The 25,621-nt window shown below is 74.4% G+C and carries 17 protein-coding genes and 1 pseudogene; 11 read left to right on the top strand and 7 right to left on the bottom strand.

Going from position 1 to position 25,621, the window contains the following annotated elements:
* Positions 1-3: 3 nt before the first annotated feature.
* A complete protein-coding gene (locus K7472_RS03400; protein WP_308013748.1) occupies positions 4-1,347 on the bottom strand; it encodes an MATE family efflux transporter in 1,344 nt (447 codons plus the stop codon).
* Between the two features lie 128 nt (positions 1,348-1,475).
* Here K7472_RS03400 and K7472_RS03405 point away from each other — a divergent pair, with 128 nt between their 5' ends.
* Complete coding sequence (locus K7472_RS03405) at positions 1,476-1,829, top strand: hypothetical protein (protein WP_222973730.1); 354 nt, start codon at positions 1,476-1,478, stop codon at positions 1,827-1,829.
* A 34-nt stretch (positions 1,830-1,863) separates the two neighbouring features.
* Here the strand turns inward: K7472_RS03405 and K7472_RS03410 are convergent, their stop codons facing one another.
* The gene (locus K7472_RS03410; RefSeq protein ID WP_222973732.1) at positions 1,864-3,000 is read right to left on the bottom strand and encodes a C40 family peptidase; all 1,137 of its coding nucleotides are present in this window, start codon (positions 2,998-3,000) and stop codon (positions 1,864-1,866) included.
* A gap of 320 nt (positions 3,001-3,320) precedes the next feature.
* Here K7472_RS03410 and pcrA point away from each other — a divergent pair, with 320 nt between their 5' ends.
* Positions 3,321-5,831: a DNA helicase PcrA gene (gene pcrA / locus K7472_RS03415; RefSeq protein WP_222973734.1), complete on the top strand. Its 2,511-nt coding sequence runs from the start codon at positions 3,321-3,323 to the stop codon at positions 5,829-5,831.
* Between the two features lie 58 nt (positions 5,832-5,889).
* Here the strand turns inward: pcrA and K7472_RS33350 are convergent, their stop codons facing one another.
* Both K7472_RS33350 and K7472_RS03425 read right to left on the bottom strand, forming a co-directional pair.
* Positions 5,890-6,828 carry a M23 family metallopeptidase gene (locus tag K7472_RS33350; RefSeq protein WP_308013749.1) on the bottom strand — a complete coding sequence of 313 codons (939 nt, stop codon included), beginning with the start codon at positions 6,826-6,828 and terminating at the stop codon, positions 5,890-5,892.
* 122 nt (positions 6,829-6,950) lie between these two features.
* Positions 6,951-7,895, bottom strand: coding sequence for an esterase/lipase family protein (locus tag K7472_RS03425; RefSeq protein WP_372457895.1), 945 nt, complete (start codon positions 7,893-7,895; stop codon positions 6,951-6,953).
* Positions 7,896-8,312: 417 nt separating this feature from the next.
* On the opposite strand from K7472_RS03425, the gene icmB reads away from it, so the two are divergent.
* Positions 8,313-8,726 (top strand): coenzyme B12-dependent isobutyryl CoA mutase small subunit, encoded by a 414-nt coding sequence (gene icmB, locus K7472_RS03430; protein ID WP_222973736.1) that lies wholly within the window; start codon positions 8,313-8,315, stop codon positions 8,724-8,726.
* Positions 8,727-8,836: 110 nt separating this feature from the next.
* On the opposite strand, the gene K7472_RS03435 is transcribed toward icmB, so the two are convergent.
* Positions 8,837-10,414, bottom strand: coding sequence for a DUF5691 domain-containing protein (locus tag K7472_RS03435; RefSeq protein WP_372457896.1), 1,578 nt, complete (start codon positions 10,412-10,414; stop codon positions 8,837-8,839).
* 451 nt (positions 10,415-10,865) lie between these two features.
* Positions 10,866-12,296, bottom strand: a complete 1,431-nt coding sequence (locus K7472_RS03440; RefSeq protein WP_222973740.1) for an SWIM zinc finger family protein — start codon at positions 12,294-12,296, stop codon at positions 10,866-10,868.
* 189 nt (positions 12,297-12,485) lie between these two features.
* Here K7472_RS03440 and K7472_RS03445 point away from each other — a divergent pair, with 189 nt between their 5' ends.
* The 8 genes and pseudogenes from K7472_RS03445 to K7472_RS03480 all read left to right on the top strand — a co-directional run bounded on the left by K7472_RS03445 (position 12,486) and on the right by K7472_RS03480 (position 24,509).
* Positions 12,486-13,736, top strand: a complete 1,251-nt coding sequence (locus K7472_RS03445; RefSeq protein ID WP_252395029.1) for an ATP-binding protein — start codon at positions 12,486-12,488, stop codon at positions 13,734-13,736.
* A complete protein-coding gene (locus tag K7472_RS03450; protein ID WP_222973742.1) occupies positions 13,733-16,213 on the top strand; it encodes a DUF5682 family protein in 2,481 nt (826 codons plus the stop codon). The genes K7472_RS03445 and K7472_RS03450 overlap by 4 nt, the downstream gene beginning before the upstream one ends.
* A pseudogene (locus tag K7472_RS03455) lies at positions 16,210-17,440 on the top strand (VWA domain-containing protein). Before K7472_RS03450 ends, K7472_RS03455 begins: the two are co-directional and overlap by 4 nt.
* A 227-nt stretch (positions 17,441-17,667) precedes the next feature.
* A complete protein-coding gene (locus K7472_RS03460; RefSeq protein WP_222973743.1) occupies positions 17,668-18,450 on the top strand; it encodes a hypothetical protein in 783 nt (260 codons plus the stop codon).
* Between the two features lie 440 nt (positions 18,451-18,890).
* Complete coding sequence (locus tag K7472_RS03465) at positions 18,891-20,183, top strand: hypothetical protein (protein WP_222973744.1); 1,293 nt, start codon at positions 18,891-18,893, stop codon at positions 20,181-20,183.
* A 491-nt stretch (positions 20,184-20,674) separates the two neighbouring features.
* Positions 20,675-21,847, top strand: coding sequence for an ADP-forming succinate--CoA ligase subunit beta (gene sucC, locus K7472_RS03470; protein ID WP_222973745.1), 1,173 nt, complete (start codon positions 20,675-20,677; stop codon positions 21,845-21,847).
* A 20-nt stretch (positions 21,848-21,867) separates the two neighbouring features.
* Positions 21,868-22,752: a succinate--CoA ligase subunit alpha gene (gene sucD, locus K7472_RS03475; protein WP_222973746.1), complete on the top strand. Its 885-nt coding sequence runs from the start codon at positions 21,868-21,870 to the stop codon at positions 22,750-22,752.
* Between the two features lie 317 nt (positions 22,753-23,069).
* Positions 23,070-24,509: a cell division protein PerM gene (locus tag K7472_RS03480; RefSeq protein ID WP_222973747.1), complete on the top strand. Its 1,440-nt coding sequence runs from the start codon at positions 23,070-23,072 to the stop codon at positions 24,507-24,509.
* Positions 24,510-24,556: 47 nt separating this feature from the next.
* Here K7472_RS03480 and K7472_RS03485 read toward each other — a convergent pair whose 3' ends face one another.
* The gene (locus K7472_RS03485; protein WP_222973749.1) at positions 24,557-25,531 is read right to left on the bottom strand and encodes a hypothetical protein; all 975 of its coding nucleotides are present in this window, start codon (positions 25,529-25,531) and stop codon (positions 24,557-24,559) included.
* Between the last annotated feature and the right edge of the window lie 90 nt (positions 25,532-25,621).

The following is a 25,621-nucleotide window of genomic DNA, read 5'->3' on the forward strand; positions in this document are numbered from 1 at the left end:
GGATTACGCGGTCGCGGAGGCGGGCAGCGGCTCCGCCGCCGCGCACAGGGCGCTGTGCTTGCGGAAGGACGCCAGTTTGCTGACCACCTGCAGGGCGTTCGCCACCACCAGCGCGGACCACAGCGCCCGCAGACCGCCCGACTCGGCGACCGGCACGGCCACCACGCCCAGCAGCCCGAACCACAGGAGCGTCCACGTCAGGCTCGGCCGCGTCACCCTCAACCCGACCAGGCCGAAACCGGAGACCGCCTGCAACGCGTCCGTCGCCACCGAGGCCAGCAGCAACGGCAACAAGGCCATGACGCCGGCCAACACCACATGGTCGGAGCTGAAGACGGACACGACCTGGTGCCGCCACCCCACCAGGACGATCCCGAAGAACGCCGCCGCGCCCAGCGCCAGCACCGCGCCCACGGCGACGATCCGCCGCACCGCCGCGACCTCGTGGCCCCGAGCCGCGACCGCCACGGTCCGCGCCACGGCCTGGCCCACCGCGACCGCCGCGGTGTACATCACGTTGGACAGCGACACACAGACGATCTGCACCGCGGCGTCAGCCGTGCCGATCCGCGCCGCGGCGAACGTCAGCACGCCCATCACCACGAACTTCACCAGCACCGTTCCGGCCAGCGGCAGCGCCACGTCGGCCAGTCGCCGTACCTCGGGCAGGTCGGGCCTTCCCGGCCGCAGCCGCGTTCCCCTCATCGCGGGATGCCGCATCAGGGCCGCCTTCGCCACGGCGCGGGCGACCACCGTGGACGTCAGCATGGCGATGCCCGCCCCGGTCAGGCCCAACGGCGGGAGCGGTCCGGCGCCGCGCACCAGCAGCAGCGAAAGCCCCACCCCGATACCGGTGTTGAGCAGCCCGACCTTCATCACCACCCGGGCCCGCCCCAGGCCGATCAGCACGGTCGACGTCGTGGTCCCGAGCGCGGTCGCCACCACGCTGCCCACCAACAGGTAAGGGAAGACGCCCAGATGATCGAGCGTCGCCCTCGGCGTCCCGGTCATCTCACCGATCAACGGCACCGCGCCCACCACGAGCGCCCCCAGCGTGCCGACCGCGTAGCCGAGCCACATCGCGTTGCGCACCACCGGCAGCAGGGCCTCGGGGTCGTCCTTGTGCGCGGCCACGAACGGCAACACGCCGCGCTCCGCCCCCTGCATCATCGACATCACGGGGTTGAACACGGCGATCGTCACGGAGAACGCGGCCAGTGAGGCCGTGGCGTAATGCCCCAGCAGCGCCGTGTCCACCAGCGCGGCGGCCGACGAGGCGATCATCGTCACGTACAGCGGCCCGGCGGTCGCCAACAGCGCCCACCAGGGCCCACGTCGCCGCGTCACGGCCGCCTCCCGTTCCCGAGCACCGCGCACCACCGTAGCCCCCGGCTCACCGCCCCCGCCGGGATTCGGCCGGGTCGTGCCAGGGGGTGGGCGCGGGGCCCCGGAGGGGCCTGGTTAGGCTCGCCGGCATGGACGTGCTCACCCACCTGTTCGTCGGGCTCCACATCATCGGCATCGCCGCCCTGCTCGGCGGCGTGCTCACCCAGATGAAGGCGATGCGCGGCGGCGAGGCCCGCGTCGTGCCCGCGATGCTGCACGGCGCGCTGACCATGCTGGTCACCGGCATCGTGCTGGTCGGGCTGAGCGACGCCCAGCACGTCCACCTCAGCGTGCCGAAGATCGGGCTGAAGCTCGCGTTCCTCGTGGTCATCCTGGGCCTGGTCTACGTCAAGCGGGACGAGGAGACCGTCGAGAAGGGCGTGGTGGCGACGGTCGGGGCGCTGACCGTCGCCAACATCTTCATCGCCGTGCTGTGGACCTGACGCCTCCGGCGCCCCACCCCGGCCCTCCGGCCCCCTACGCCGGGCGCGTCACCCCGTAGATCGGCATCTCCGTGACCGGCTGGACGTCCACCACCGCGCCCGTGTGCGGGGCCTGGATCATCTGGCCGTCGCCGATGTACATCGCCACGTGGCTGATGTCGCTGTAGTAGAAGACCAGGTCGCCCGGCTGCATGTCGTCGACGGAGACACGGGTGCCGACCTTGACCTGGTCCCAGGTCGTACGCGGCAGCGTCACGCCTGCCGCCGCCCAGGCCGCCTGGGTCAGGCCCGAGCAGTCGTAGGAGTTCGGGCCCGTCGCGCCCCACACGTACGGCTTGCCGAGCTGCGCCCTGGCGAACGCGATCGCCTTGGCCGCCTTCGCCGCGAACGACGCGTCGGAGGACCCGCCGGACGACGAGCCGCCGGACGACGAGCCCGACGACGAGCCGGAGGACTGCTTCGCCCGCTCCCTCTGCTCCGCCGCCAGCTTCGCCGCGGTCCGCGCCGCCGCCTCCTCGCGCTGCTTCTGCAACGCCGCGAGCTTCGCCTTCTGCTGCGCGGTGAGGCTGTTGAGGAGGGACTGCGCCTGCGCGAGCTTCTTCTGCACGGTCGCCTTGTCGCCCGCCAGCTTCTGCTGCGAGAGCGTGAGCGCCCGCACGCCGCTCGCGGCACGGGCCCGGGCGCCGGAGGTCTTCGCCTGCTGGGTCTCGTAGTCCGACAACGCCCGCTGCTGCCGCTGGGTCATGCGGTCGAAGGTGTGCGTCTGCTCGAACAGCTGCTGGGGGTCGGAGGCGAGCAGGAACTGCGCCGTCTGCCCGAGCCCTCCGGTGCGGTACTGGGCGTCGGCCAGCTGCCCGAGCGTGCGCCGGGCGTCGTTGAGCCGCTGGGCACCCTGGGCGAGCTGGTCGAGCAGCGCGTCGGCCTTCTGCCGCTGGGTGGCGGTGTTCTGCGCGGCCTGGTCGTACTGGTCGCTCGCCACCTCCGCCTGGTGATTGAGGGAGTCCACCTGGGCCTGCACCTGCGCGATGGTCGGCTGGGGCTTCGCCGGGGCGGCCGAGGCGTTCTCGCCGAGCAGGGTGACGGTCGCCAGCGCGGCGGAGGTGACGCAGATCGCCGCGCGGGGCCCGGGTATCGCGGCGATGCGGGGGGACGGTTTGCGGTGCGACGCCATGGACGGCGCTCCTTCCGTGGACCGCCCGCCGGTGGCTTGTTCCGCGGGTGGCGGCCGTTGGCGTACGCCGGATCGGGGCCCCGGAAGGCGGAGGCGTACCGCACCGGCACTGCGCCGGTGGTGGGGGACGGCCGCCTTGGCCGAGCACGCTAGCGAACGCGCGGGGCGGATGTGAAGCCTGAGACGTGATCTGTCCGAAATGCTTTCGTGATCTGCGGCACGTGGGGCGCGAGCCATCCGCGGCACGTCCTACGCGAGCGGCACCCGGATCCCGGGAGGCGCCGCGGGCTGTCAGTGCCGCCGCCTAGACTCGTACGACGATGAGCAGCCTCTTCGACGACAACTTCCTCGCCTCGTTCGAACCGCCCGCGGACGAGGCGCCTCCGCCACCGGACGACGACGCCCACGTGTCCCACGACGGCGCGCGGCCCGCGGACCACGACGCGCCGGACGACCTGTTCGGCGGTCGCTTCGACGTGCCCGCGCCCCGGGACGCGCACTACCGTGACGGTGTGGCCCGCCCCGTCGTCGACCCGGCCGCGCTGCTCGAAGGGCTGAACGAGCAGCAGCGCGCCGCCGTCGTCCACTCCGGCTCGCCCCTGCTCATCGTCGCCGGCGCGGGCTCGGGCAAGACCCGCGTGCTCACCCACCGCATCGCCCACCTGCTGGGCGACCGCGGCGTCCATCCCGGCCAGATCCTCGCGATCACGTTCACCAACAAGGCCGCGGGCGAGATGAAGGAGCGCGTCGAGCAGCTCGTCGGCCCGCGCGCCAACGCGATGTGGGTCTCCACGTTCCACAGCGCGTGCGTGCGCATCCTGCGCCGGGAGAGCAAGCACCTGGGCTTCACGTCCAGCTTCTCGATCTACGACGCGGCCGACTCCAAGCGCCTGATGGCCCTGGTCTGCCGCGACCTGGACCTCGACCCGAAGACGTACCCGCCGAAGTCGTTCAGCGCGAAGGTCTCCAACCTCAAGAACGAGCTGATCGACGAGGAGAGCTTCGCGGCGCAGAGCGAGAACGGTTTCGAGAAGAAGCTCGCCGAGGCCTACGCGCTCTACCAGGCCCGCCTGCGCGAGGCGAACGCACTGGACTTCGACGACATCATCATGACGACGGTCAACCTGCTCCAGGCGTTCCCCGACATCGCCGGGCACTACCGCCGCCGCTTCCGCCACGTCCTCGTGGACGAGTACCAGGACACCAACCACGCCCAGTACACGCTGGTGCGCGAGCTGGTCGGCACGCCCGCGACGCTGGAGCCGGACCCCGCGGTGCCGCCGCAGGCCGCCGACCCGGACGACGCGATGGCCGAGCTGTGCGTGGTGGGCGACGCCGACCAGTCGATCTACGCGTTCCGCGGCGCGACCATCCGCAACATCCTCCAGTTCGAGGAGGACTACCCCGACGCGACCACGATCCTGCTGGAGCAGAACTACCGCTCCACGCAGAACATCCTGACCGCCGCCAACGCCGTCATCGAACGCAACACCAGCCGCCGCCCGAAGAACCTGTGGACCGAGGCCGGCGCGGGCGCGGTGATCACCGGCTACGTCGCCGACACCGAGCACGACGAGGCGCAGTTCGTCGCCGAGGAGATAGACCGTCTCACGGACGCGGGCCACGCCAAGCCGTCGGACGTCGCGGTCTTCTACCGGACCAACGCGCAGTCCCGTGTGTTCGAGGAGATCTTCATCCGCGTCGGCCTGCCGTACAAGGTCGTCGGCGGCGTCCGCTTCTACGAGCGCAAGGAGGTCAGGGACGTCCTGGCCTACCTGCGCGTGCTGGCCAACCCCGAGGACACCGTCCCGCTGCGCCGCATCCTCAACGTGCCCAAGCGCGGCATCGGCGACCGCGCCGAGGCGATGATCGACGCGCTGGCGCTGCGCGAGCGGATCTCCTTCCCGCAGGCACTGCGCCGGGTCGACGAGGCGTACGGCATGGCCGCGCGCTCGGCGAACGCGGTGCGCCGCTTCAACGAGCTGCTGGAGGAGCTGCGCACGATCGTGGAGTCCGGCGCGGGCCCGGCCACCGTCCTGGAGGCGGTCCTCGAACGCACCGGCTACCTGGCCGAGTTGCAGGCGTCCACCGACCCGCAGGACGAGACCCGGGTGGAGAACCTCCAGGAACTCGCCGCCGTGGCCCTGGAGTTCGAGCAGGAACAGCCCGAAGGCACCCTCGCGGACTTCCTGGAACAGGTCGCCCTGGTCGCCGACTCCGACCAGATCCCGGACGAGGGGGAGGAGGGCGAGAGCGGTGGCGTCATCACGTTGATGACCCTGCACACCGCCAAGGGCCTCGAATTCCCGGTGGTGTTCCTGACCGGCATGGAGGACGGCGTCTTCCCGCACATGCGCGCCCTCGGCCAGACCAAGGAGCTGGAGGAGGAACGACGGCTGGCGTACGTCGGCATCACCCGTGCCCGCGAGCGGCTGTACGTGACGCGGTCGGCGATGCGCAGCGCCTGGGGCCAGCCCGCGTACAACCCGCCGTCGCGCTTCCTGGAGGAGATCCCGCCGACGCTGATCGACTGGAAGCGCACCGGTGGTTCGGCCCCGTCGCCGAAGGTCTCGCCCGGGTCGTCGGTGCTCGCCTCCGGCGGGCGCGGTGGCGGCGGCACGTCCTCGCGGTTCGCGACACGGCGTGCGGGCGCGCGGGAACGCGAGGTGGTCGCGCTGGCGGTCGGCGACCGCGTCACCCACGACTCGTTCGGCCTCGGCACGGTCGTCGCCGTCAAGGGCAGCGGGGACAACGCGGAGGCGACGGTGGACTTCGGCGGCGAGAAGCCGAAGCGGCTGCTGCTGCGGTACGCGCCGGTCGAGAAGCTGTAGGGCTGACGCGGGCCGGGAGCTGTAGGGCTGAGGCGGGCCGGGGAGTTGCCGCAGGCCTTCAGCGGGGGTCGAGGCCGTGGGCGAGGAGCCAGGGCAGCGGGTCCACCGGCGCGCCGCCGTGCGGCCGCACCTCGAAGTGCAGGTGCGGCCCCGTGGTGTTGCCGGTGTTGCCGGAGTACGCGATGACCTCGCCCGCCCGGACCGCGCCCGAGGCGACCCGCGCCGCGCTCAGGTGGCAGTACCAGGTCTGCGTGCCGTCCGGCGCGGTCAGTTCGACCATGTTCCCGTACGACGGATTCCACTTGACGCGCACCGTGCCGTCGGTGACCGCCCGCACCGGCGTGCCGGGCTCCACGGGGAAGTCGATGCCGGTGTGCATCGACAGCCAGTGCGCGCCGGTCTCGCCGAAGTACGCGCTCAGGCCGCGCTGGACGACGGGCAGGACGTCGTGGGGTGCGTCCTGCGTCTGACGCTGCTTCAGGGCCGCGCGCTGACGGGCCCGGTCGGCGGCGGGGACGGCGGTGCGAGCGGCGGCTCCTGAGGCGGTCGTGGCGGAGGCCGTAGCGGGGGTCGTCGCATCGGCGCCGTCAACGGCGCGTTGGTGGGCGGCGGTTGACGCGGCGTCGGTACGCGAGTGGCCGCCGCCGTGCTGCCCGGCCGCGAAACTGCTCACCGCCGCCGCGGCCACCCCCAGCAGGGCGACCGAGGGCACCGCCACCGTCAGCAGGGTGAACCGCTTCGGCGGCGCCTTGCGACGCCGTCCACCGGCCCGCCCGCGGGCCCGATGCCGATGCCGGACGGGACCGCGGGCCGGGGAGCCGGGGACCTCCGAGGCGCTGGAGGCGGCGGGGTCGGCGGGGCCGGGCCGGGCGGTGGCGGGGTCGCCGTACGGGCTCCCGTACGACGCGGAACGCGGTTCGCCGTACGCGTACGCGTGCTGCCCGTCGTGACCACCGGGCAACGGGCCGAAAAGCGGATCGTGTTCACGATCGTCCACCGTCGACATCTCTTTCGCGTCGGCGTCATGACAATGATCGGCGACTGTATACCGGCACGGCCGAACCCGACAATGCGGGGAAATTTCGGGCATACGCGCGAGGCGTGCGAGTGAGGGGCGGATCAGGCCGCGTCCACTGCCTCCGAGGCGTCGGAAACGCTCCGCAAAGCCTGTCGAACCCCCGCCACGACCTGCGCGTTCACCGCCATCGCGAGATGACCGACGCCCTGCACGCCGACGTTCTCGATGATCAGATCCGGGTGGTCGAGCCGCGCGGATTCCGTGGGCGTCATGATGGGGTCGGCATCGCTCCAGAACGCGACGAACCGCGTACGGCAACCGGGCGCGGGAAGCGCGAGTTCGGCCATGAGCGCGGAACGCGGCCGCATCTGCCGCACGACCGGATGCGGGTCGGCGAACGGCACGGCGCGCGTCCCGGCGTGCGGCGTCGCCAGCGTGACCAGCGTCCGCACCCGGACGTCACCGCCGAGCCGCTGCGCGTAGTACCGCCCGATCAGCCCGCCGAGGCTGTGCCCGACGAGGTCGATGCGCGCACTGCCGGTGCGCTCGCACAACTCCTCGACGTGGCGCCCGAGCAGCGCGGCCGCGTGCCGCACGTCGCTGGTCAGCGGCGAGTAGTTGAGCGCGCTCACCTGCCGCCAGCCGTGCCGGCGCAGGTTGCGGCGCAACGGGGTGAAGACGGAACGGTTGTCCACGAACCCGTGCAGCAACAGCACCGGCAGCTGCCCGTCCGCGCCCACCGGTCCGTTCCCCGGCGGGAGGTCCGCGACGGGAACGGGCGTGGGCACGGGGCCGGTGAGCGGCGTGTGGGCGGGGCCGGACGGGCCGGTCGGCGGTGCCGTCCGAGGCGGTGCGGTGCGCTGTCGCGGCACGGACGCTGCCGCAGGGGCCGGGGACTCCTGGAACACACCCGTCGGATAGAGCAGCAGGTGCCGCGCGAGCACCGCCACCTCCGTCATCGTCACCCGGGCCGTGGCGGCCATGCGCCCCAACCCGTACGGACACCCGGTGTCGTCGGTCGTCGTGCTCGGGTCGCTGCTGTCCATGGCCTGCCTCCCCGTGCGGCGTACGCGGGCGGCATCGTCTCCGTACGCCCTTGAGGGCAGCCGTAGGGCAGGCGTGAGCGGCTCGGCGGACGGCCGGGCGGATGGCGTGCCGACGCGAGAGGTGGCGGTCGGCGGCCCGGTCGCGCCGCCGTGCCGGGCGGCTGACGGCACGGCGGCGCGGGGCCTGGCTGCGGCTCCCCTGGCGCGCGCGGCCCCCTCGCCACGGGAGTCCGGCTGTGGCGTGACGCCGGATCACCGAGGGCGGGACTCGGGCCTGGCGCGCCGTGAATATGTCCCACGTGTGATTTCCCCCTCCCCCCGTGCCGCGAAACTGCCGCGTGCGGGATGCTGGGGGATAACGTTCGTTCACAACGTGAGCCCGATGGCAGCGATGGCACGGCAGGCATGGAGGCAGTGATGGGTGTGTCGGGTCCGATCCGCGTGGTGGTCGCCAAGCCGGGGCTCGACGGCCACGACCGCGGCGCCAAGGTCATCGCCCGCGCGCTGCGGGACGCGGGCATGGAGGTCATCTACACCGGCCTGCACCAGACGCCGGAGCAGATCGTGGACACCGCGATCCAGGAGGACGCCGACGCGATCGGCCTGTCCATCCTGTCCGGCGCGCACATGACGCTCTTCGCCAAGGTCATCGAACTGCTCGGCGAGCGCGACGCCCGCGACATCCAGGTCTTCGGCGGCGGCATCATCCCCGAGGCGGACATCCCCCCGCTCAAGGAGCTGGGCGTCGCCGCGATCTTCACCCCCGGCACGACCACCGGCGACGTCGTGACCTGGGTCCGCGAGAACGTCCGCCAGCCCGCGGGGGCGTAGCCCGCACCCGGCCCGCCTTTCCGGGCAGGGGCCGGTGGGGCCACGCCCGGCCGGCACCCCGCGCACCGCCCCGGCACAGCACTGCCCCGGCGCGGCACCGCCCCGGCGCCCTACGCGTCCGGGGCCAGCTCCGCGTACATCGCTGCCCGCAGCCGCAGCGTCCCCACCAGGCGCTGGAACGCCTCCGACCAGTAGCCCCCGGCGCCGGGCGAGCCGTCCGGCGGTTCCTCGGGTATCGCGGTGAGCGGCTCCAGCCGGTCCGCCTGTGCCGGGTCGAGACAGCGCTCCGCCAGGCCCATCACCCCGCTGAAGCTCCACGGATAGCTGCCCGCCTCCCGGGCGATGTCCAGCGCGTCCACCACCGCCCGGCCCAGCGGTTCCGCCCACGGCACCGCGCACGCCCCCAGCAGCTGGAACGCCTCCGACAGCCCGTGCGCCGCGATGAACCGCGTCACCCACGCCGCCCGCTCCTCGTGCGGCAGCACCGACAGCAGCTTCGCCGGATCGCCCACCACCGACGCCGTGCCGCCCGCGTCCGCCCGCTCCGGCGGTGGCCCGAGCAGCGCCCGCGCCCAGTCGGCGTCCCGCTGCCGCACCGCGGCCCGGCACCAGGCGGCGTGCAGGTCCGCCTGCCAGTCGTCGGCCACCGGCAGTGCCACGATCTCCCCGGGCGCCCGCCCGCCCAGCCGCTCCGTCCATATGCCCAGCGGCGCGGCCTCCACCAACTGCCCCAGCCACCAGGCCCGTTCGCCCCGGCCGGACGGCGGCTTGCGGGCCACCCCGTCGCGTTCCATCGCCGCGTCACACTCGTGCGGCGCCTCCACCACGACGCGCGGACCGACCCCCGTACGGTCCAACGCCACGCAGCTGATCGCCCGCGCCCCCATCCGCCCGGCCAGCGCGGAACCCGGCAGACCCGCCAGCAACTCCGCCGCCGTCGCCCGCACGTTGCGGCTGCGGTCGGCGAGCGCCTGCTCCAGGAACGGCTCGTCGTCCGCCGACAGCCGCTCCCGCAACGAGTCCAGGAACATCAGCCGGTCCTCGGCCCGCTCCTTCGCCCACGTCGAACGCAGCAACGCCAGCCCCTCGGCCGAATCGCGCTCCCGTATCGAGGTCAGCACCGCGACCCGCTCCGCGAACAGCCCCTCCTCCCACAGCCGTCGTGCCGCCTCCGGCTCGTCCGCCGCCCGCCCCGCCGCGCCGCGACCGCCGGAACGCAGCGCGAACCGCCAGTCCGGGTTCAGTTCCGCGAGCCACAGCCCGCGCGGCCCGGCCAGCGCCAGCGCGTCGGGCCGCAGGTCGGTCCTGGCCCGCGCCGCGTCCAGCAACGCGGGCAGCGCGGCGTCCGGCGCGCGGTAGCCGTGGGCCGTGGCCGCCGCCAGCCACTGCGGCAGCAACTCCGCGAGCGCCGGAGCCGTCCCGCGCCGGCCCCCGCCGCCCGAACCCCCGGCGCCCACGCGGTCGCTGAGCAACATGGTGAGCCGGTCCCGGGCCGCCGCGGGCAGCGGCGGCCGGGGGTCGTGCTGCGCGGGCACGGGACGCGGCGCGGCGGTCGGCGGCCGCAGGCCCGCGCGTCTGCGTACGGTCTCCACGGCTGCGGCGTCCAGCAGCGCACGGGCCGGATCGTCACCCGCGCCGTCCAGGCGGGAGGCCGCCCGCCGGTCCGTCCCGAGCAGGGCGGCGGACAACAACTCCTCCCAGGAGGGGAGGGGTCGGTCTCGGCTCTCGCGGACCTCCGGTGCGTCCCGCCCACCCGGCGCGGTGCGAGCGCCCGGCCGCCGACCGGACGCGGGCCCGCCCGGCGGCCCGGACCCCGCCGACCTCCCGGGCTCCTCAGGATGCGCGCTGCCCGTGTCGGCCCCGGTCGCGGGTGGACGCGGTGTCGTCAGTGCCATGGCTGCTCTCCCCCTTCTGATCGTGTCGTTCTGCATCAGGGCTCACGCTGTCGATCCCGTGAGCGCGGTCGTGCCCGTGCGTGCCCTACGCGGTCACGACCGCGCGCGCCGTGCGCGGTCTCGCGGTCACGACCGCGCGGTTGACGCCTGCGCCTCAGTCACGCGGCCACGACCGCGTGGTGGCCCCTGCGCCTCGCCGGACGGCATCGCGGCGGCCGACCCCCGTACGGCTGCCGCGCGGCGCTCACAGCCGTACCGGGTCGCCCGGGGCCTGCGGTGACCAGGCCGTCAGGGGCGTGAAGCCGCGATGGCCCAGCGAGCCGAAGACGGTGACCGGGGTGCCGCCCGAGACCGCGGCCAGGCGCCACAGGCCCGGGCGGTCCAGGCGCCGGGGATCCACGGGCAGCGCCGAGTCGCCCTCCGCGTCGGCCAGTTGCCAGCCGTGCGCTGTCGGCACCGGCACGACCGGGCCCAGCACGACCGGCCACTCGTCCAGCCACGGATCGGCGCGCAATGCCTCCCCGTACGCCCCGAGCGCGTCGCCGACCGCCACTGCGGGCGGTATTCGGCCCGGCTCCGGCGCACCGTGCTGAGGTCCGAGCGCGGCGCGCAGCGGGACGGCGCCGGGGTGGTAGGCGAGTTCGGCGTCGACGATCCGGCCGACCGGCAGCGACAGCTCAGGCGTCCGGCCCGTCGCGCCGAACCCCAGCAGCAGCGCGGCACGCCCTCGTTCCGCAGCGAGCAGCCATATCCGCCGGGTCGTCAACTGCCCCTCCAGCGCATCCTGCTGGGACAGCACCAGCCAGCGGTCCCGCACGGTCGGGCCGGCCAGCAGCTCCGCGGTGTCCGCGGTGAAGCCGACCCGGGTGCGGACGGTGGCCGCCAGGCCCTCGGGCAGCCCGTCGCACCCCAGGTAGCCGCGGGCCAGCAGGTGCAGCAGGCTCTGCTCCTCCAGCAGCCGCGTCGGCCAGTCCCCGCCGGAACCCGGTATCACCGCCAACTCTCTTGTCCAGGAGGCCAGTCCGGGAGCCTGGGCGTCCATCATGCGGGCTGCCACCTCCTGCCAGATCCGGCGGTCCTCGTGGCCCGCGGAGGCCAGGCCCGACCGCAGGCTGTCGGCCAGTCGCTGGTCCAGCTCCGCCGCCCCGGCCGCCACCCGGGACGCCCTGCGCTCCGCCCTGCGCCGGGCCGCCGCCGGATCGGCCACCTCGGCCCTGGGCGTGCGGCGCCGCGTCGCCGTGGCCTGACGCCCCGCCCGCCACTCCCGCACCCAGTCCGGCGGCTCGGCCGCCGCGACGCCGCCCTCCCGTCCCTGGGACCACAACAGGAGCAGGCCCAGGGCGTGTTTGCACGGGAACTTGCGGCTGGGGCAAGAACACTTGAACGCGGGAGCGGTAACGTCCACGACCGTGCGGTACGGGGTCTTGCCGCTGCCCGCGCACAGGCCCCAGACCATGAGGACGCCGCCGCCCGGCTCCCCGTCTTCCCCGTCCGCGCGTGCCGCCTCGACGCCCTTGGCCGTGCCCTCGCCGCCCGGCGGCGCGCACCCCTCCGACAGGCCCGTGCCGGACCACGGGCCGGGCACGCCGAGCTTGGTGCCCGCCTTGCTTGACGCGGCGTCAGGAGCGAGTGCGAGCACTTGCCCGGCCGACCACCGCTGTTCGGTGTCCTCCATGTCCGCAACGCTACGAGCGGCCACTGACAATCGGTTCTGACCTGCGGTTTCACCGGTCCGGAGAGGCGTTGTCAGTGGTCGGGTGCAAGGTGGATTCGCAGGCGGCCCACGGGGGTTGGACGAGGGCCGTGCTGCCCGCGCACGGCCTCGTCCGGGCGCGGCCGTTTCCACATTTGTCAGGGGGACGTCATGTCGGACAACAGGGTCGGAGAGCCGGAGAACAGGGCCCAGGGACCAGGGGCCAGGGCCGAGGAATCAGAGATCAGGGCGGACGAGGCGGCGGTCGCCAGGGCGGGGGGACCGGTGGCCGGGGCGGAGGAGTCGGCCGCCAGGGCGGAGGGAGCAGGGACCGGGGCGGAGGAAGAGGTTCTCAGGCCGCACGCCGAGGACGCCTTCGCGTACGAGCTGAAGGCGCTGGCCGCCGCCGACGACCGCCCGCGCCCGGCGCGTTGGAACCTCTCGCCGTGGGCCGTCGCCACCTATCTCCTGGGCGGGGTGCTGCCGGACGGCACCGCGATCTCGCCCAAGTACGTGGGCCCGCGGCGGATCGTCGAGGTCGCCGTGACCACGCTCGCCACCGATCGCGCGCTGTTGCTGCTGGGAGTGCCGGGGACGGCCAAGACCTGGGTGTCGGAGCACCTCGCGGCGGCCGTCAGCGGCGACTCGACGCTCCTGGTGCAGGGCACCGCGGGCACGCCGGAGGAGGCGATCCGGTACGGCTGGGACTACGCCCGGTTGCTCGCCCACGGGCCCAGCCGGGACGCGCTGGTGCCCGGTCCCGTCATGCGGGCGATGTCGGGCGGCGGCATCGCGCGCGTCGAGGAACTGACCCGCATCCCGGCCGACGTGCAGGACACGCTGATCACGATCCTCTCCGAGAAGACGCTGCCGATACCGGAGCTGGGCCAGGAGGTGATGGCGGTACGCGGCTTCAACCTGATCGCCACCGCCAACGACCGCGACCGCGGGGTCAACGACCTGTCCAGCGCGTTGCGCCGACGCTTCAACACGGTGGTGCTGCCGCTGCCCGCCACGGTCGAGGACGAGGTGGACATCGTCGCCCGTCGCGTCGACCAGATGGGGCGCGCCATCGACCTGCCCCAGGCCCCGCCCGGCGCCGACGAGATCCGCCGCGTGGTCACCGTCTTCCGCGAACTGCGCGACGGCGTCACCGCGGACGGCCGCACCAAGGTCAAGTCGCCCTCCGGGACGCTGTCCACGGCCGAGGCGATCTCGGTCGTCACCGGCGGCCTGGCCCTCGCCGCCCACTTCGGCGACGGGGTGCTGCGCTCCGCCGACGTGGCCGCGGGCATCCTCGGCGCCGTCGTCCGCGACCCGGCCGCCGACCGTGTCGTCTGGAACGAGTACCTGGAGTCCGTGGTCCGCGAGCGCGACGGCTGGAAGGACTTCTACCGGGCCTGCCGGGAGGTGAGCGCATGACCACCCCGAAGCCCCCGTCCCCCCGGCCTCCCCGGTCGCCGGACGACGCGGTGCGGCTGCTGGGCGTACGGCACCACGGGCCCGGCTCGGCCCGCGCCGTACGGTCCGCGCTCGATCAGTACGACCCGCAGGTCGTGCTGATCGAGGGGCCGCCCGAGGCGGACGCGGTCGTGGACATCGCGGCCGACGAGGGCCTGCGCCCGCCGGTGGCGCTGCTGGCGCACGCCGCCGACGAGCCCGCGCGGTCCGCGTTCTGGCCCTTCGCGGAGTTCTCGCCGGAGTGGGTGGCGATCCGCTGGGCGCTCGAGCGCGGCGTCCCGGTCCGCTTCATCGACCTGCCCGCGTCCAACTCCCTCGCGATGGGCGGTGGTTCGGCGGGCGCGGGACCGGACGAACCGGCGGGGGTGGCTCCCGACGAGGACGCTGCAACCGAGGACCCCGTTCGCATCGACCCCCTCGCCGTGCTCGCGCAGGCCGCCGGGTACGACGATCCGGAGCGATGGTGGGAGGACGCCGTCGAGCACCGCGGAGGCGTGGACGACGGCGGTGACGCGCTCGCGGCGTTCGAGGCGGTGGCCGAGGCCATGGGGGAGTTGCGCGAGCGGTACGGCGACGGCGGGCATCCGCGCGACGCGGTCCGCGAGGCGCACATGCGGTTGCGGCTGCGGGAGGCGCGACGCGCGTACGACCGTACGGCGGTGGTGTGCGGCGCCTGGCACGTGCCCGCGCTCGCCGCCCGTACGACCGTGGCCGCCGACCGCGCGGTGCTCAAGGGGCTGCCCAAGGTGAAGGCCGAGGTCACCTGGGTGCCGTGGACGCACCGGCGGCTGAGCCGGGACAGCGGGTACGGCGCGGGGATCGACTCGCCCGGGTGGTACCGGCACCTGTTCGGCTGCCGGGACCGGCCGGTGGAGCGGTGGATGACCAGGGTCGCGGGGCTGCTGCGGGCGGAGGACCGGCAGGTCTCCAGCGCGCACGTCATCGAGGCGGTCCGGCTCGCCGGGACGCTGGCGGCGATGCGCGGGCGTCCGCTGGCCGGACTGGGCGAGACGACGGACGCGGTGCGGGCGGTGATGTGCGAGGGCTCGGACGTCCCGCTGGCGCTGATCCGTGAACGGCTCGTGGTCGGCGACGAGATGGGGGAGGTGCCCGACTCCGCGCCCGCCGTCCCGCTCGCCCGCGATCTCGCCCGGCAACAGCGCGCGTTGCGGCTCAAGCCCGAGGCCGCCGACCGCGAACTCGATTTCGACCTTCGCAAGGACACGGACGCGGGCCGCAGCAGGCTGTTGCACCGGTTGCGGCTGCTGGGCGTGGAGTGGGGCGCGCCCACGCGTTCGCGCACCGCGGGCACGGGGACGTTCCGCGAGACGTGGCGGCTGAGCTGGGAGCCGGAGTTGACGGTCCGGGTGGCCGAGGCGGGCGTGTGGGGGACGACCGTGGAGTCCGCCGCCGTCGCGAAGGCCGAGGACGTGGCGGCGGCCGCCGCGACGTTGGCCGAGGTGACCGGGCTCGCCGAGCGGTGCCTGCTGGCCGCGTTGCCGGACGCGCTGCCGACCGTGATGCGGGTCCTCGCCGACCGGGCCGCGCTCGACGCGGACGTGATCCACCTCGCCGAGGCGCTGCCCGCGTTGGTGCGTTCCGTACGGTACGGGGACGTGCGCGGGACGGACTCCGGCGCGCTGCGGGAGGTCGCCGAGGGGATCGCGGTCCGGGTCTGCGTGGGGCTGCCGCCCGCCTGTGCGGGACTAGACGACGACGGCGCGGCCGGGACGCGTCCGCACCTCGACGCCGTCCACGCGGCGGTGGGCCTGCTGACCGGGGCCGGTGACGCGTTGCGGGAGCGCTGGGCCGGGACGTTGCGCGCGCTCGCCGAACGGTACGGCGGCGTACCGGGGTTGATACGCGGGCGGGCGGCCCGGCTGCTGCTGGACGACGGGCTGCTCGACGCGGAGCGGGCCGCGCGGCTGATGGGCCTCGCGCTGTCGCCGGGCACCGAGCCACGGCAGGCGGCGGCCTGGGTGGACGGCTTCCTGTCCGGCGGCGGCATGTTGCTGCTCCACGACGAACGGCTGCTGGGGCTGGTGGACGCCTGGCTGTCGTCGGTTCCGGCGGAGGCGTTCACGGATGTGCTGCCGTTGGTGCGCAGGACGTTCGCCGGGTTCGAGTCCGGAGTGCGGCGCGGGGTGGGCGAGTTGGTGCGGCGCGGGTCCGGGTCGCCTGGTGGCTCGGCGAAGGCTCCGGGCGCCGCGATGGGCTTCGGTGCCGGGCTGGACCTGGCGCGCGCCGATGCCGTGCTGCCCACGCTCAGGCTGCTGCTGGGGACCGCCGCGCAGGCGCCCGTGCCGGCCGCCGCACCGGAGCCTGTGCCGGCCGCCGCGCCGGATCCAGCCCCGGCCGCAGGCCCGTTGCCCGCACTCGCCGGGGCCCCCGCCGCGGGCGCCACCACCATTCACGACGACGCAGGAGGCTCCGAATGACCGCGACGCGAAACGCCGTACCGGAGGCGGCCGTCGAGGCCCCCGTGGCGGACGGTGACGAACGGCTGCGCCGGTGGCGGCTGGTGCTGGGCGGCGGGGAGGCGGACGGCACGGGCTGCGTGCTCGGTGGCCGTGACGCCGCGATGGACCGCACGCTCGCCGCGTTGTACGGCGGCGGGGCGGAGGGCGGCTCCGGGAGCGAACGGGCCGCCGGGCTCGGGGGTTCGGCGCCGCGGGTCGCCCGCTGGCTCGGCGACATCCGCACCTACTTCCCGTCGTCCGTGGTCCAGGTGATGCAGCGCGACGCGATCGAACGGCTCGGGCTGTCCGCCCTGCTGCTGGAACCCGAGATGCTGGAGGCCGTCGAGGCGGACGTGCACCTGGTCGGCACGCTGCTGTCGCTGCACCACGCGATGCCGGAGACCACCAAGGCGACGGCCCGCGTGGTCGTCGACAAGGTGGTGCGCGACCTGGAGCGGCGGATCGCCACCCGCACCCGTTCGGCGCTCACCGGAGCGCTCGACCGGTCCACCCGCGTCAACCGCCCCCGCCACCGGGACATCGACTGGGACCGGACCATCCGCGCCAACCTGCGCAACTACCTGCCCGAGTACCGCACCGTCGTGCCCGAGCGGCTGGTGGGCCACGGGCGGGCGGCGCGCGGCGTGACGAAGGACGTCGTGCTCTGCGTCGACCAGTCGGGGTCGATGGCGTCGTCGGTGGTGTACGCGTCGGTGTTCGGCGCGGTGCTCGCGTCGATGCGGTCGATCGCGACGAAGCTCGTGGTCTTCGACACCTCCGTGGTGGACCTCACCGATCAACTCGACGACCCGGTGGAGGTGTTGTTCGGCACGCAGCTGGGCGGCGGCACCGACATCAACCGCGCCCTCGCCTACTGCCAGACGCTCATCACCCGTCCCGCCGACACGATCGTCGTCCTCATCAGCGACCTGTACGAGGGCGGCATACGCGACGAGATGCTGGCGCGGGTGGCGGCGATGAAGGCGGCCGGCACGCAGTTCGTCGCGCTGCTCGCGCTGTCCGACGAGGGCGCGCCCTCCTACCTACGACCGGCAGCACGCGGCGGCGCTCGCCGCGCTGGGGGCGCCCGCGTTCGCCTGCACGCCCGACCTCTTCCCCGACGTGATGGCGGCGGCCATCGAGAAGCGCCCGCTGCCGGTGCCGGACCCGGAACTGGACGGCACGCCGCTCACGACGGAGCACTGACGCCGGGCGCCTGCGGCTCCGGGCCGCCGACGCCCGGTGACGGACCGCGCATAGACGGACCGCGCATAGCGGACATGACCCCGCATCAGCCGTAAGCCGGAGAGAGGGGTTGCGCCGACCCCCGTCGCGCGTGCAAGGATCGAACCCGTCACCCGGAACGTGTGTCATCCGTACGGGAAGGTCCCCCCACTGTGCTGCCCCCCGCCCTCGCATTGCCCGCTGCCGTCGTGCGTCCGCGCACCACGGTCGCCCGGCGCGCGCTGTGGGTGGCGCTGCTGCTCGGGGGGTTCCTGGCCCTCGCTTTCGTCTGCGGAGGGAAGGCGCACGCGGACACGCCGGGCAACCAGCCCGCGCGCCCCGCTGCCACCACCCTCCCCGGCGCCGCCACGCTGCCCGACCGGCCGCTGACGGCCGATCAAGCAGCTGGGAACGTCGCGGGTCAGGCCACGCGGGACGTGAACTCGTCCGCTGATCGGGCGGGTTCGGGCGTGCGCGGCACGGTGGCGGCGGCCACCAGGACCGCGCGACCGCTGAACGGCCTGGCCGGCTCCGTCCGTGCCACGGCGGGCCGGGTCACCGCGCCCGTCGTCCGGGTGATCGGCGACGTGAACGCCGGTCACCACGGGTCCGGGCACGGGGGTGCAGCAACCTCGGGCGGGACCGTACGGCACCGCGGTGCCGGGCGTCCCGGCGTGGTCCGCGGCGGCGCCTTCGCGTCGCAGGTCAGCGGGCCGCAGGCCTACGACGTGATGGCGCACGGCGCCGCCCACCCGTTCCCGCTCGCGGGATCGAAGGCGGCACCCCAGCAGGCCCCGGGGCACGCCCCGGCGCCCTCGGACCGCTCCGGACACCCCGTCGAGGGTGACGGCGCGGCCCACCACACGGGTGACGGGCACGCCGACCTCTTCGGGTGCGGCGTGCGGTTCCCCCTGAACGCGGCCGCCCCGGGCGCCGCGCACGGTCCGGCGCCGCTTCGGCGGGCGTCGGACGTCTCCGTACAGCCGGACTAGGCGGCACCGGCCCGGCCCACCCGCGCACGTAGACGACGCCGCGCGGCGAGGGCGGGCGAGCGGTGTCTCTTCGGCGTCAGCCCTTCCGACGTCAGCCCCTCCGGCGTTCAGCCTGTCCGGCGCTCACCACGGCCGCCTCGCGGTGGCCCCCATGGTTCGTCGTGCGGGCAGGTGGTCGCCGTGCGGCTGACCTCGGTCGCCCACGGCAGGCGAAACGGCCTACAGGCCGACGCCCGCGGCTGGCGAAACGGCCCACGGGCCGATCCGGAGCGCGCCGCCCCGCTCGTACCCCGTCGCGTCGTCCGAACCCCCGCGTCACGTGAGCCGGACCGGCCCCACCCACCGGTTCCCCCTCGCGTCACCTTTACCTGACGCTCCATCAATTCCGTTCGCTCACACGTGAGTCGATGCGGACCACATCATCAAGGAGCACCATCTCCATGCGTACGAGCATTCGTCGTGCCGTAGTCGTCGTCGCTGCCGCGGGCGGCATCTGGGGCCTCGGCAGCGTCGCCGCCAACGCCGCCACCCTTCCGGCCGTCCCCGGCACCGGCGGCACCAGCGGCGCCGTCGGCACCGCGACCGGGGCCGTCTCCGGCGTGACCGGCACCCTGCCCGCCTCGCACACCCTGACCGGTACCGCCTCCGGCGCCCTGAGCGGCGCGACCGGTGCCGCCTCCGGCGCCGTGGGCACCGTGTCCGGCACCGCCGGAAGTGTCGCGGACCCGTCCGGCGCGGTCGGCACCACCCTCGGCACCGTCCAGGGCCTCACCGGCGGCGGTCAGGTCGAACAGCCGCAGGCCAAGAACGCCACCGGCGACGCCCTCGGCCGCCTCGGCGCCGTCAAGTCCGTCCACGTGCCGGACACCACCGGCGCCTCGGGCGTCGCGGGCGTCGCGGGCGTCGCCAGGAAGCTGCCGGTCGGCTCCGTCACGGGCGCGCTGCCGAAGGACCCGGCGGGCGCCGCGTCCGGCGTCACCGGCACCGCGAGCGGGCTGACCGGCGGGACGGGCCACATTCCGGCGCTGCCGGCCGACCCGGGCAACGCGGCCGACGTCGCCAACGGCGTTCTCGCGGCGGGCACCCGGCTGGACACCCTGACCCGGATCGCCAAGTCCGCGCAGCTCACCCAGGCCCTGCCCGGCACCGGCATCGGCACCGGCACCGGCCAGGTCACGTCGCAGGTACTGCCGCCGGTCGCGCAGGGCGCGGTGAACGACGTCCTGCCGGTCGCGCAGGGCGCGGTGAACGACGTCCTGCCGGTCGCGCAGGGCGCGGTGAACGACGTCCTGCCGGTGACCCTGAGCACGGTGGGCAACGTGCTGCCCGTCGCCCAGGGCGCGGTCGGCGGCGTCGGCACGCTCGCGCAGGGCGTGGCCGGTCAGGCCGTCCCGCTCGCCGACGGGGTGACGGCGGGCGTCGTGCCGCTGGCGCAGGGTGCCGCGGGCACCGTCGCCCCCAGCGCCCTGGCCACCGGCACCGGCGCCGTCAACGGGGTCCGCTACACCGTGACGGCGGTGCCGGTCGGCGGCGTGGCGTCCGGGGTGACCGGCCCGGTCGGCGGCGCGACGGCGATCCCGTCGCTCCCGGCCCTGCCGTCCCTGCCCGCGACCGGCGCGCTTCCGACGGCCGGTGTCCCCACCGCGGGCCTGCCGCAGCTGCCGACGGCGGGCGTCCCCACGGCCGCGCTGTCGCAGCTGCCGACCGCCACCTCGCTGCCGCTGAACGTCTGAGCGCCTGAGCAGTGCCCCGACCCCGGGCGGCCCGGACGTGTGACCACTCCCCCCACGCGTCCCGGGCCGCCCGGCCCTGCGGCACATCCGCCCCGGCCTTGCCGTAGACCAGTCCTGCCGCGGAACCGGCTTCGCCGCGCCCGTAGAACCGGCCCCGCCGCCCCGCGGAAACGCCCCTCGGCGGCCCGCGTTCCCCCCGCCATCCGCCCGTAGCGCGCACGCCACACCCGCGCCACACCCGTGTACGGTCCGCGTCACCCCTCGCGTACGACCCGTCGCTCTGTGACCGTTCTCACCGCCCGGGTGTTCCCTGGAATTTAGACCCTTGCCTGAGGCAGGGATAACCTGCGATGCGGACATGCCGCGTATTTGGCCGACGTGTGCGCCCTCTCACCGATCGCGTAGTCACGCTGCCGCTCACGGCACGCCCACGCAGACACCAAACCGCGATCACAGACCGCGATTCCAGAGAAACTAAGGGACGGACGCGCGTGGACCTGTTCGAGTACCAAGCGAGGGACCTCTTCGCCAAGCACGGCGTACCCGTGCTTGCCGGTGAAGTCATCGACACCCCGGAAGCCGCGCGCGAGGTGACCGAGCGTCTCGGTGGCCGTGCGGTCGTCAAGGCCCAGGTCAAGACCGGTGGCCGTGGCAAGGCGGGCGGCGTGAAGCTGGCCGCCGACCCGGCCGACGCCGTGGAGAAGGCCGGGCAGATCCTCGGCATGGACATCAAGGGCCACACCGTTCACAAGGTGATGCTGGCCCAGACCGCGGACATCGCGGCGGAGTACTACGTCTCCTTCCTGCTGGACCGCACCAACCGCACCTTCCTCGCCATGGCGTCCGTCGAGGGCGGCATGGAGATCGAGGAGATCGCGGTCAGCAAGCCCGAGGCGCTCGCGAAGATCCCGGTCGACGCGATCGAGGGCGTCACCGACGCCAAGGCCCGCGAGATCGTCGCCGCGGCGAAGTTCCCGGCCGAGATCGCCGGCGAGGTCGCCGAGGTCCTCAAGAGCCTGTGGAAGGTCTTCATCGAGGAGGACGCCCTCCTCGTCGAGGTCAACCCGCTGATCAAGTCCGGCGAGGGCAAGATCATCGCGCTCGACGGCAAGGTCTCACTGGACGAGAACGCCGCCTTCCGCCAGCCGGAGCACGAGGCGCTGGAGGACAAGGCCGCCGCCAACCCGCTGGAGGCAGCGGCCAAGGCCAAGGGCCTCAACTACGTCAAGCTCGACGGCGAGGTCGGCATCATCGGCAACGGCGCCGGTCTCGTCATGAGCACCCTGGACGTCGTCGCGTACGCCGGTGAGCGGCACGGCAACGTCAAGCCCGCCAACTTCCTCGACATCGGTGGCGGCGCCTCCGCCGAGGTCATGGCGAACGGCCTGGAGATCATCCTCGGCGACCCGGACGTCAAGTCCGTCTTCGTCAACGTCTTCGGCGGCATCACCGCCTGTGACGCGGTCGCCAACGGCATCGTGCAGGCCCTGGAGCTGCTGAAGTCGCGCGGCGAGGACGTCACCAAGCCGCTCGTCGTCCGCCTGGACGGCAACAACGCGGAGCTGGGTCGCAAGATCCTCACCGACGCCGACCACCCGCTCGTGGAGCGCGTGGACACCATGGACGGCGCGGCCGAGCGCGCCGCCGAGCTGGCTGCGAAGTAAGGGACGAGGACAACCACACCATGGCTATCTTCCTGACCAAGGACAGCAAGGTCATCGTCCAGGGCATGACCGGCTCCACCGGCATGAAGCACACCAAGCTCATGCTCGGCGACGGCACCAACGTCGTCGGTGGCGTCAACCCCCGCAAGGCCGGCCAGAAGGTCGACTTCGACGGCACCGAGGTACCGGTGTTCGGCTCCGTCAACGAGGCCATGGAGGCCACCGGCGCGGACGTCACCGTCATCTTCGTCCCGGAGAAGTTCACCAAGGACGCGGTCGTCGAGGCCATCGACGCCGAGATCCCGCTGGCCGTCGTGATCACCGAGGGCATCGCGGTGCACGACAGCGCCGCCTTCTGGGCGCACGCCGGTGCCAAGGGCAACAAGACCCGCATCATCGGCCCGAACTGCCCCGGTCTGATCACCCCGGGCCAGTCCAACGTCGGCATCATCCCGGGCGACATCACCAAGGCCGGCCGCATCGGCCTGGTCTCGAAGTCCGGCACGCTGACGTACCAGATGATGTACGAGCTGCGCGACATCGGCTTCTCCAGCGCGGTCGGCATCGGCGGTGACCCGATCATCGGCACCACCCACATCGACGCGCTCAAGGCCTTCCAGGACGACCCCGACACCGACCTGATCGTCATGATCGGCGAGATCGGCGGTGACGCGGAGGAGCGCGCGGCGGCGTTCATCAAGGAGAACGTGACCAAGCCGGTCGTCGGCTACGTCGCGGGCTTCACCGCCCCGGAGGGCAAGACCATGGGCCACGCCGGCGCCATCGTCTCCGGCTCCTCCGGCACCGCGCAGGCGAAGAAGGAGGCCCTGGAGGCCGCGGGCGTCAAGGTCGGCAAGACCCCGTCCGAGACCGCCCGCCTCGCCCGCGCCGCGCTCGGCGCCTGAACGCCGACGACGCTTCGCTCAGGCGTCCGAGGGCGCCCGACGCCCGACGCGCGCCGCTGAGGCGTCAGAGGACGCCCGTACGGCCGTGAGGCTCGTGCGGGCACCCCTCGTGCTCGTGACCGAAGGCCCGGTTCCCGCCGTTCGTGTGGGACCGGGCCTTCGTCATGCCCGCAACCGTGCCGTGGGGCTCGCGCCGGTACGAACGACACGTCGCCGATGGGGTACGAACGACACCTCGACCGACCGGGTGCGAACGACACGTCGACCAATCGGCGGCTACCGGGATGAACCGGGCATTGTCGGCATCATGGCTCGACGTGACCCAGCTCGCCTCGCCCCCGCCGTCCGCCCGGTACACGCCGCCGCTGCGGGAACGCGCCGTACGCCGTGCCCCCGAGGCGGTCGTGGCGCTGCTGGGCGGGGTGGTCGCGGCGGGGCTCGGGCTCGGCGCGATCGCCGTGCTGGTGCTGCTGATGTGGATCACCTCGCCCTATCCGGACGGCGGCCCCGGCGACGCGCTGCACGTCGCGGCGGCCCTGTGGCTGCTGGCGCACGGCGCCCGGCTGCTGCGGCCGGACGCGCTGACCGGCGGCTGGGCGCCGGTCGGGGTCACACCCGCGCTGCTGCTCGCGCTGCCGGTCTGGCTCGTCCACCGCGCGGCGGCGCACGCCCTTTCCGAGGACGAGCCGGACGACGACGCCGCCACGGGAGACGTCCACGGGGCCCATGACGCCGGGGACGCCGACGGCGCCGACGAGGGAAGCGGCCCCGGCCTCGTTCGGGGACCGCACCGCTCCTGGTCCGGGCGTCCGCGCCTGCTGGGCCCGGTCGGTACGACGGCCTGGCTGGTCGGCGGGTATCTGCTGGTCGCCGTGCTGGTCGTGTGCTGCGCCCAGGTCGGGCCGCTGCGGGCCGAACCGCTCTGGGCGCTGCTGCGCGTGCCCGTGGTTGCCGCCTGCGCGGGCGCGTCCGGCGCCTGGACCGCCTGCGGGTGCCCGCCGCTCGCCCTGCCCCGGCGGCTGCGCGGGTGGTCGTACGAGATCGCGGTGGCCGTGCGCGCGGGGCTGGCCGGGGCGGTGGCGCTGGCGGGCGGCGGCGCGCTGCTGGTCGCGATCGCCCTGGGCTGGCACGCGCACGCGGTGGGCGACGCCTTCACCGGGCTCACCAACGCGCTGTCCGGCCGTTGCGCGGTGCTGCTGCTGGCGGCCGCGCTCGTGCCGAACGCCGCCGTGTGGTCGGCCGCGTACGCCCTGGGCCCCGGTTTCGCGGTCGGCCTGAACAGCGCCGTCAGCCCCGCCGGAGCGCACGGCTACCCGCCGGTGCTGCCGCGCTTCCCCCTGCTGGCCGCGCTGCCGCACGGAAGCTCGGCGGTCGCCTGGGCCGCGCTGGCGGTGCCGGTGTGCGCCGGGGGAGTGGTGGCGTGGTTCGTGGGCCGGGCCGCGGTGGGAGACGGCTGGACGGTGGGGCGGATCGCGGGGGCCTGCTGCGGGGCGGCGGTGGTGTGCGGGGGCGTGCTGACGGTGGCCACCTGGTTCACCGCCGGGCCGATGGGGGTGGACACGCTGGCGCGCTTCGGCCCGGACGGCTGGCTCACCGGGGGCGCGGCGGCGGCGTGGACCGCGGCGATCGCGCTGCCGGGGGCGTTGGGCGCGTGGTGGTGGCACCGCCGTGAGCCGAAGGCGCCGGTTGAGAGCGCTGAGGATCGGGCCGCGTCCGCCGAGGGCGCGGGGGGTCAGGCCGAGACCCCGCGCCCCTGACGCCGGAGGTCAGCGGCCCGCCGCGCTCGGCTCTGTTCCCGCCGCGCTCAGCCCTGGTTGCCGAAGACCGCCCGCAGCGGCTTGGGCAGCAGATGGCTGCACGACTGCCGGGCGGGCGTGGTGAGGGCGTCGTTCACGCAGGTGTAGTAGTCGCGGTAGGCCAGCTGGAACGAGAACGTCGCCGCCACGATCGCCAGCGTGACCGCCGCCGCGACGATCCCGCTCACCGCCGCCGTGAACTGCGGGCGGTACGCCCCGGCGCCACCCTGCGACCCGGCCTGGGACGCCGGTCGGCCCTGCTCCGCCGGGGCGGGCGACTGCCACGCGGACAGCGCACGTTCCCGCGTCGCCTGGTCGGCCTGCCCCGCCTTCCCGGTCTGCCCGTCCTGCCCCGCCTGTCCGGCGGCGGCGGGCGGCTTGGCCTTGCCGCGCAGCGCGCTGATACCCCAGTACAGCGCCAGCGCGCCCAGCAGCAGCGCCAGCTGCGGTACGCCGAACAGCGCGAAGAACAGCCCCCACATCCCGCCCAGCAGCGCGTACCGGGCCCGCCGCTGCACCGGGTCGGTCACGTCGAAGCGCGGCCCCTGCTGCTGGCGCGTCGGCCGCCCGGGTCCCTGCCCCGGCCCTGGCCCCTGCCCCTGTCCGCCGCCGAACGGCCCCCCACCGAAGGGGCCGGAAGGACCGCTGCCCCGGCCGGGCTCGGGCTGGTGGCTGCTCCAGCGGTCGCCCTGCGGCCGGTCACCCCGGTCGCCGGAGTGCTCATCGTTCTCGTTGTTCTCGTCGTCGCCGCGGTCGGGCTGCCGCGGCTGCCACGGCCGGCCGGGCGCATCCTTGGGCGGCGCGGCGAACGGGTTGTCCTGCCCGGAACCGGACTCCCGCCCGGAACCGGAGTCCTGCCCGGGATCCGAACCACCGGGGGAGGACGGGGTCCGCCGCTCGCGCAGCGCCGGGAGCGCGACCGGAGTGGTCCCCGCGCCGCGCGTGATGGTGATCCGGCCGCTGCTCATCGTTGCTCGCGCCATGCCCTGCCGTCTGCTCCTCGTCCCGCCTGCGCGGCCGTGGTCCGGCCGTCGGCCCCGTCGGCCCCTCTGCCCGAAGGGCGGTCGGCCCCC

Origin of the sequence: Streptantibioticus parmotrematis, from assembly GCF_019890615.1 — a bacterium.
Lineage (GTDB): Bacteria > Actinomycetota > Actinomycetes > Streptomycetales > Streptomycetaceae > Streptantibioticus_D > Streptantibioticus_D parmotrematis.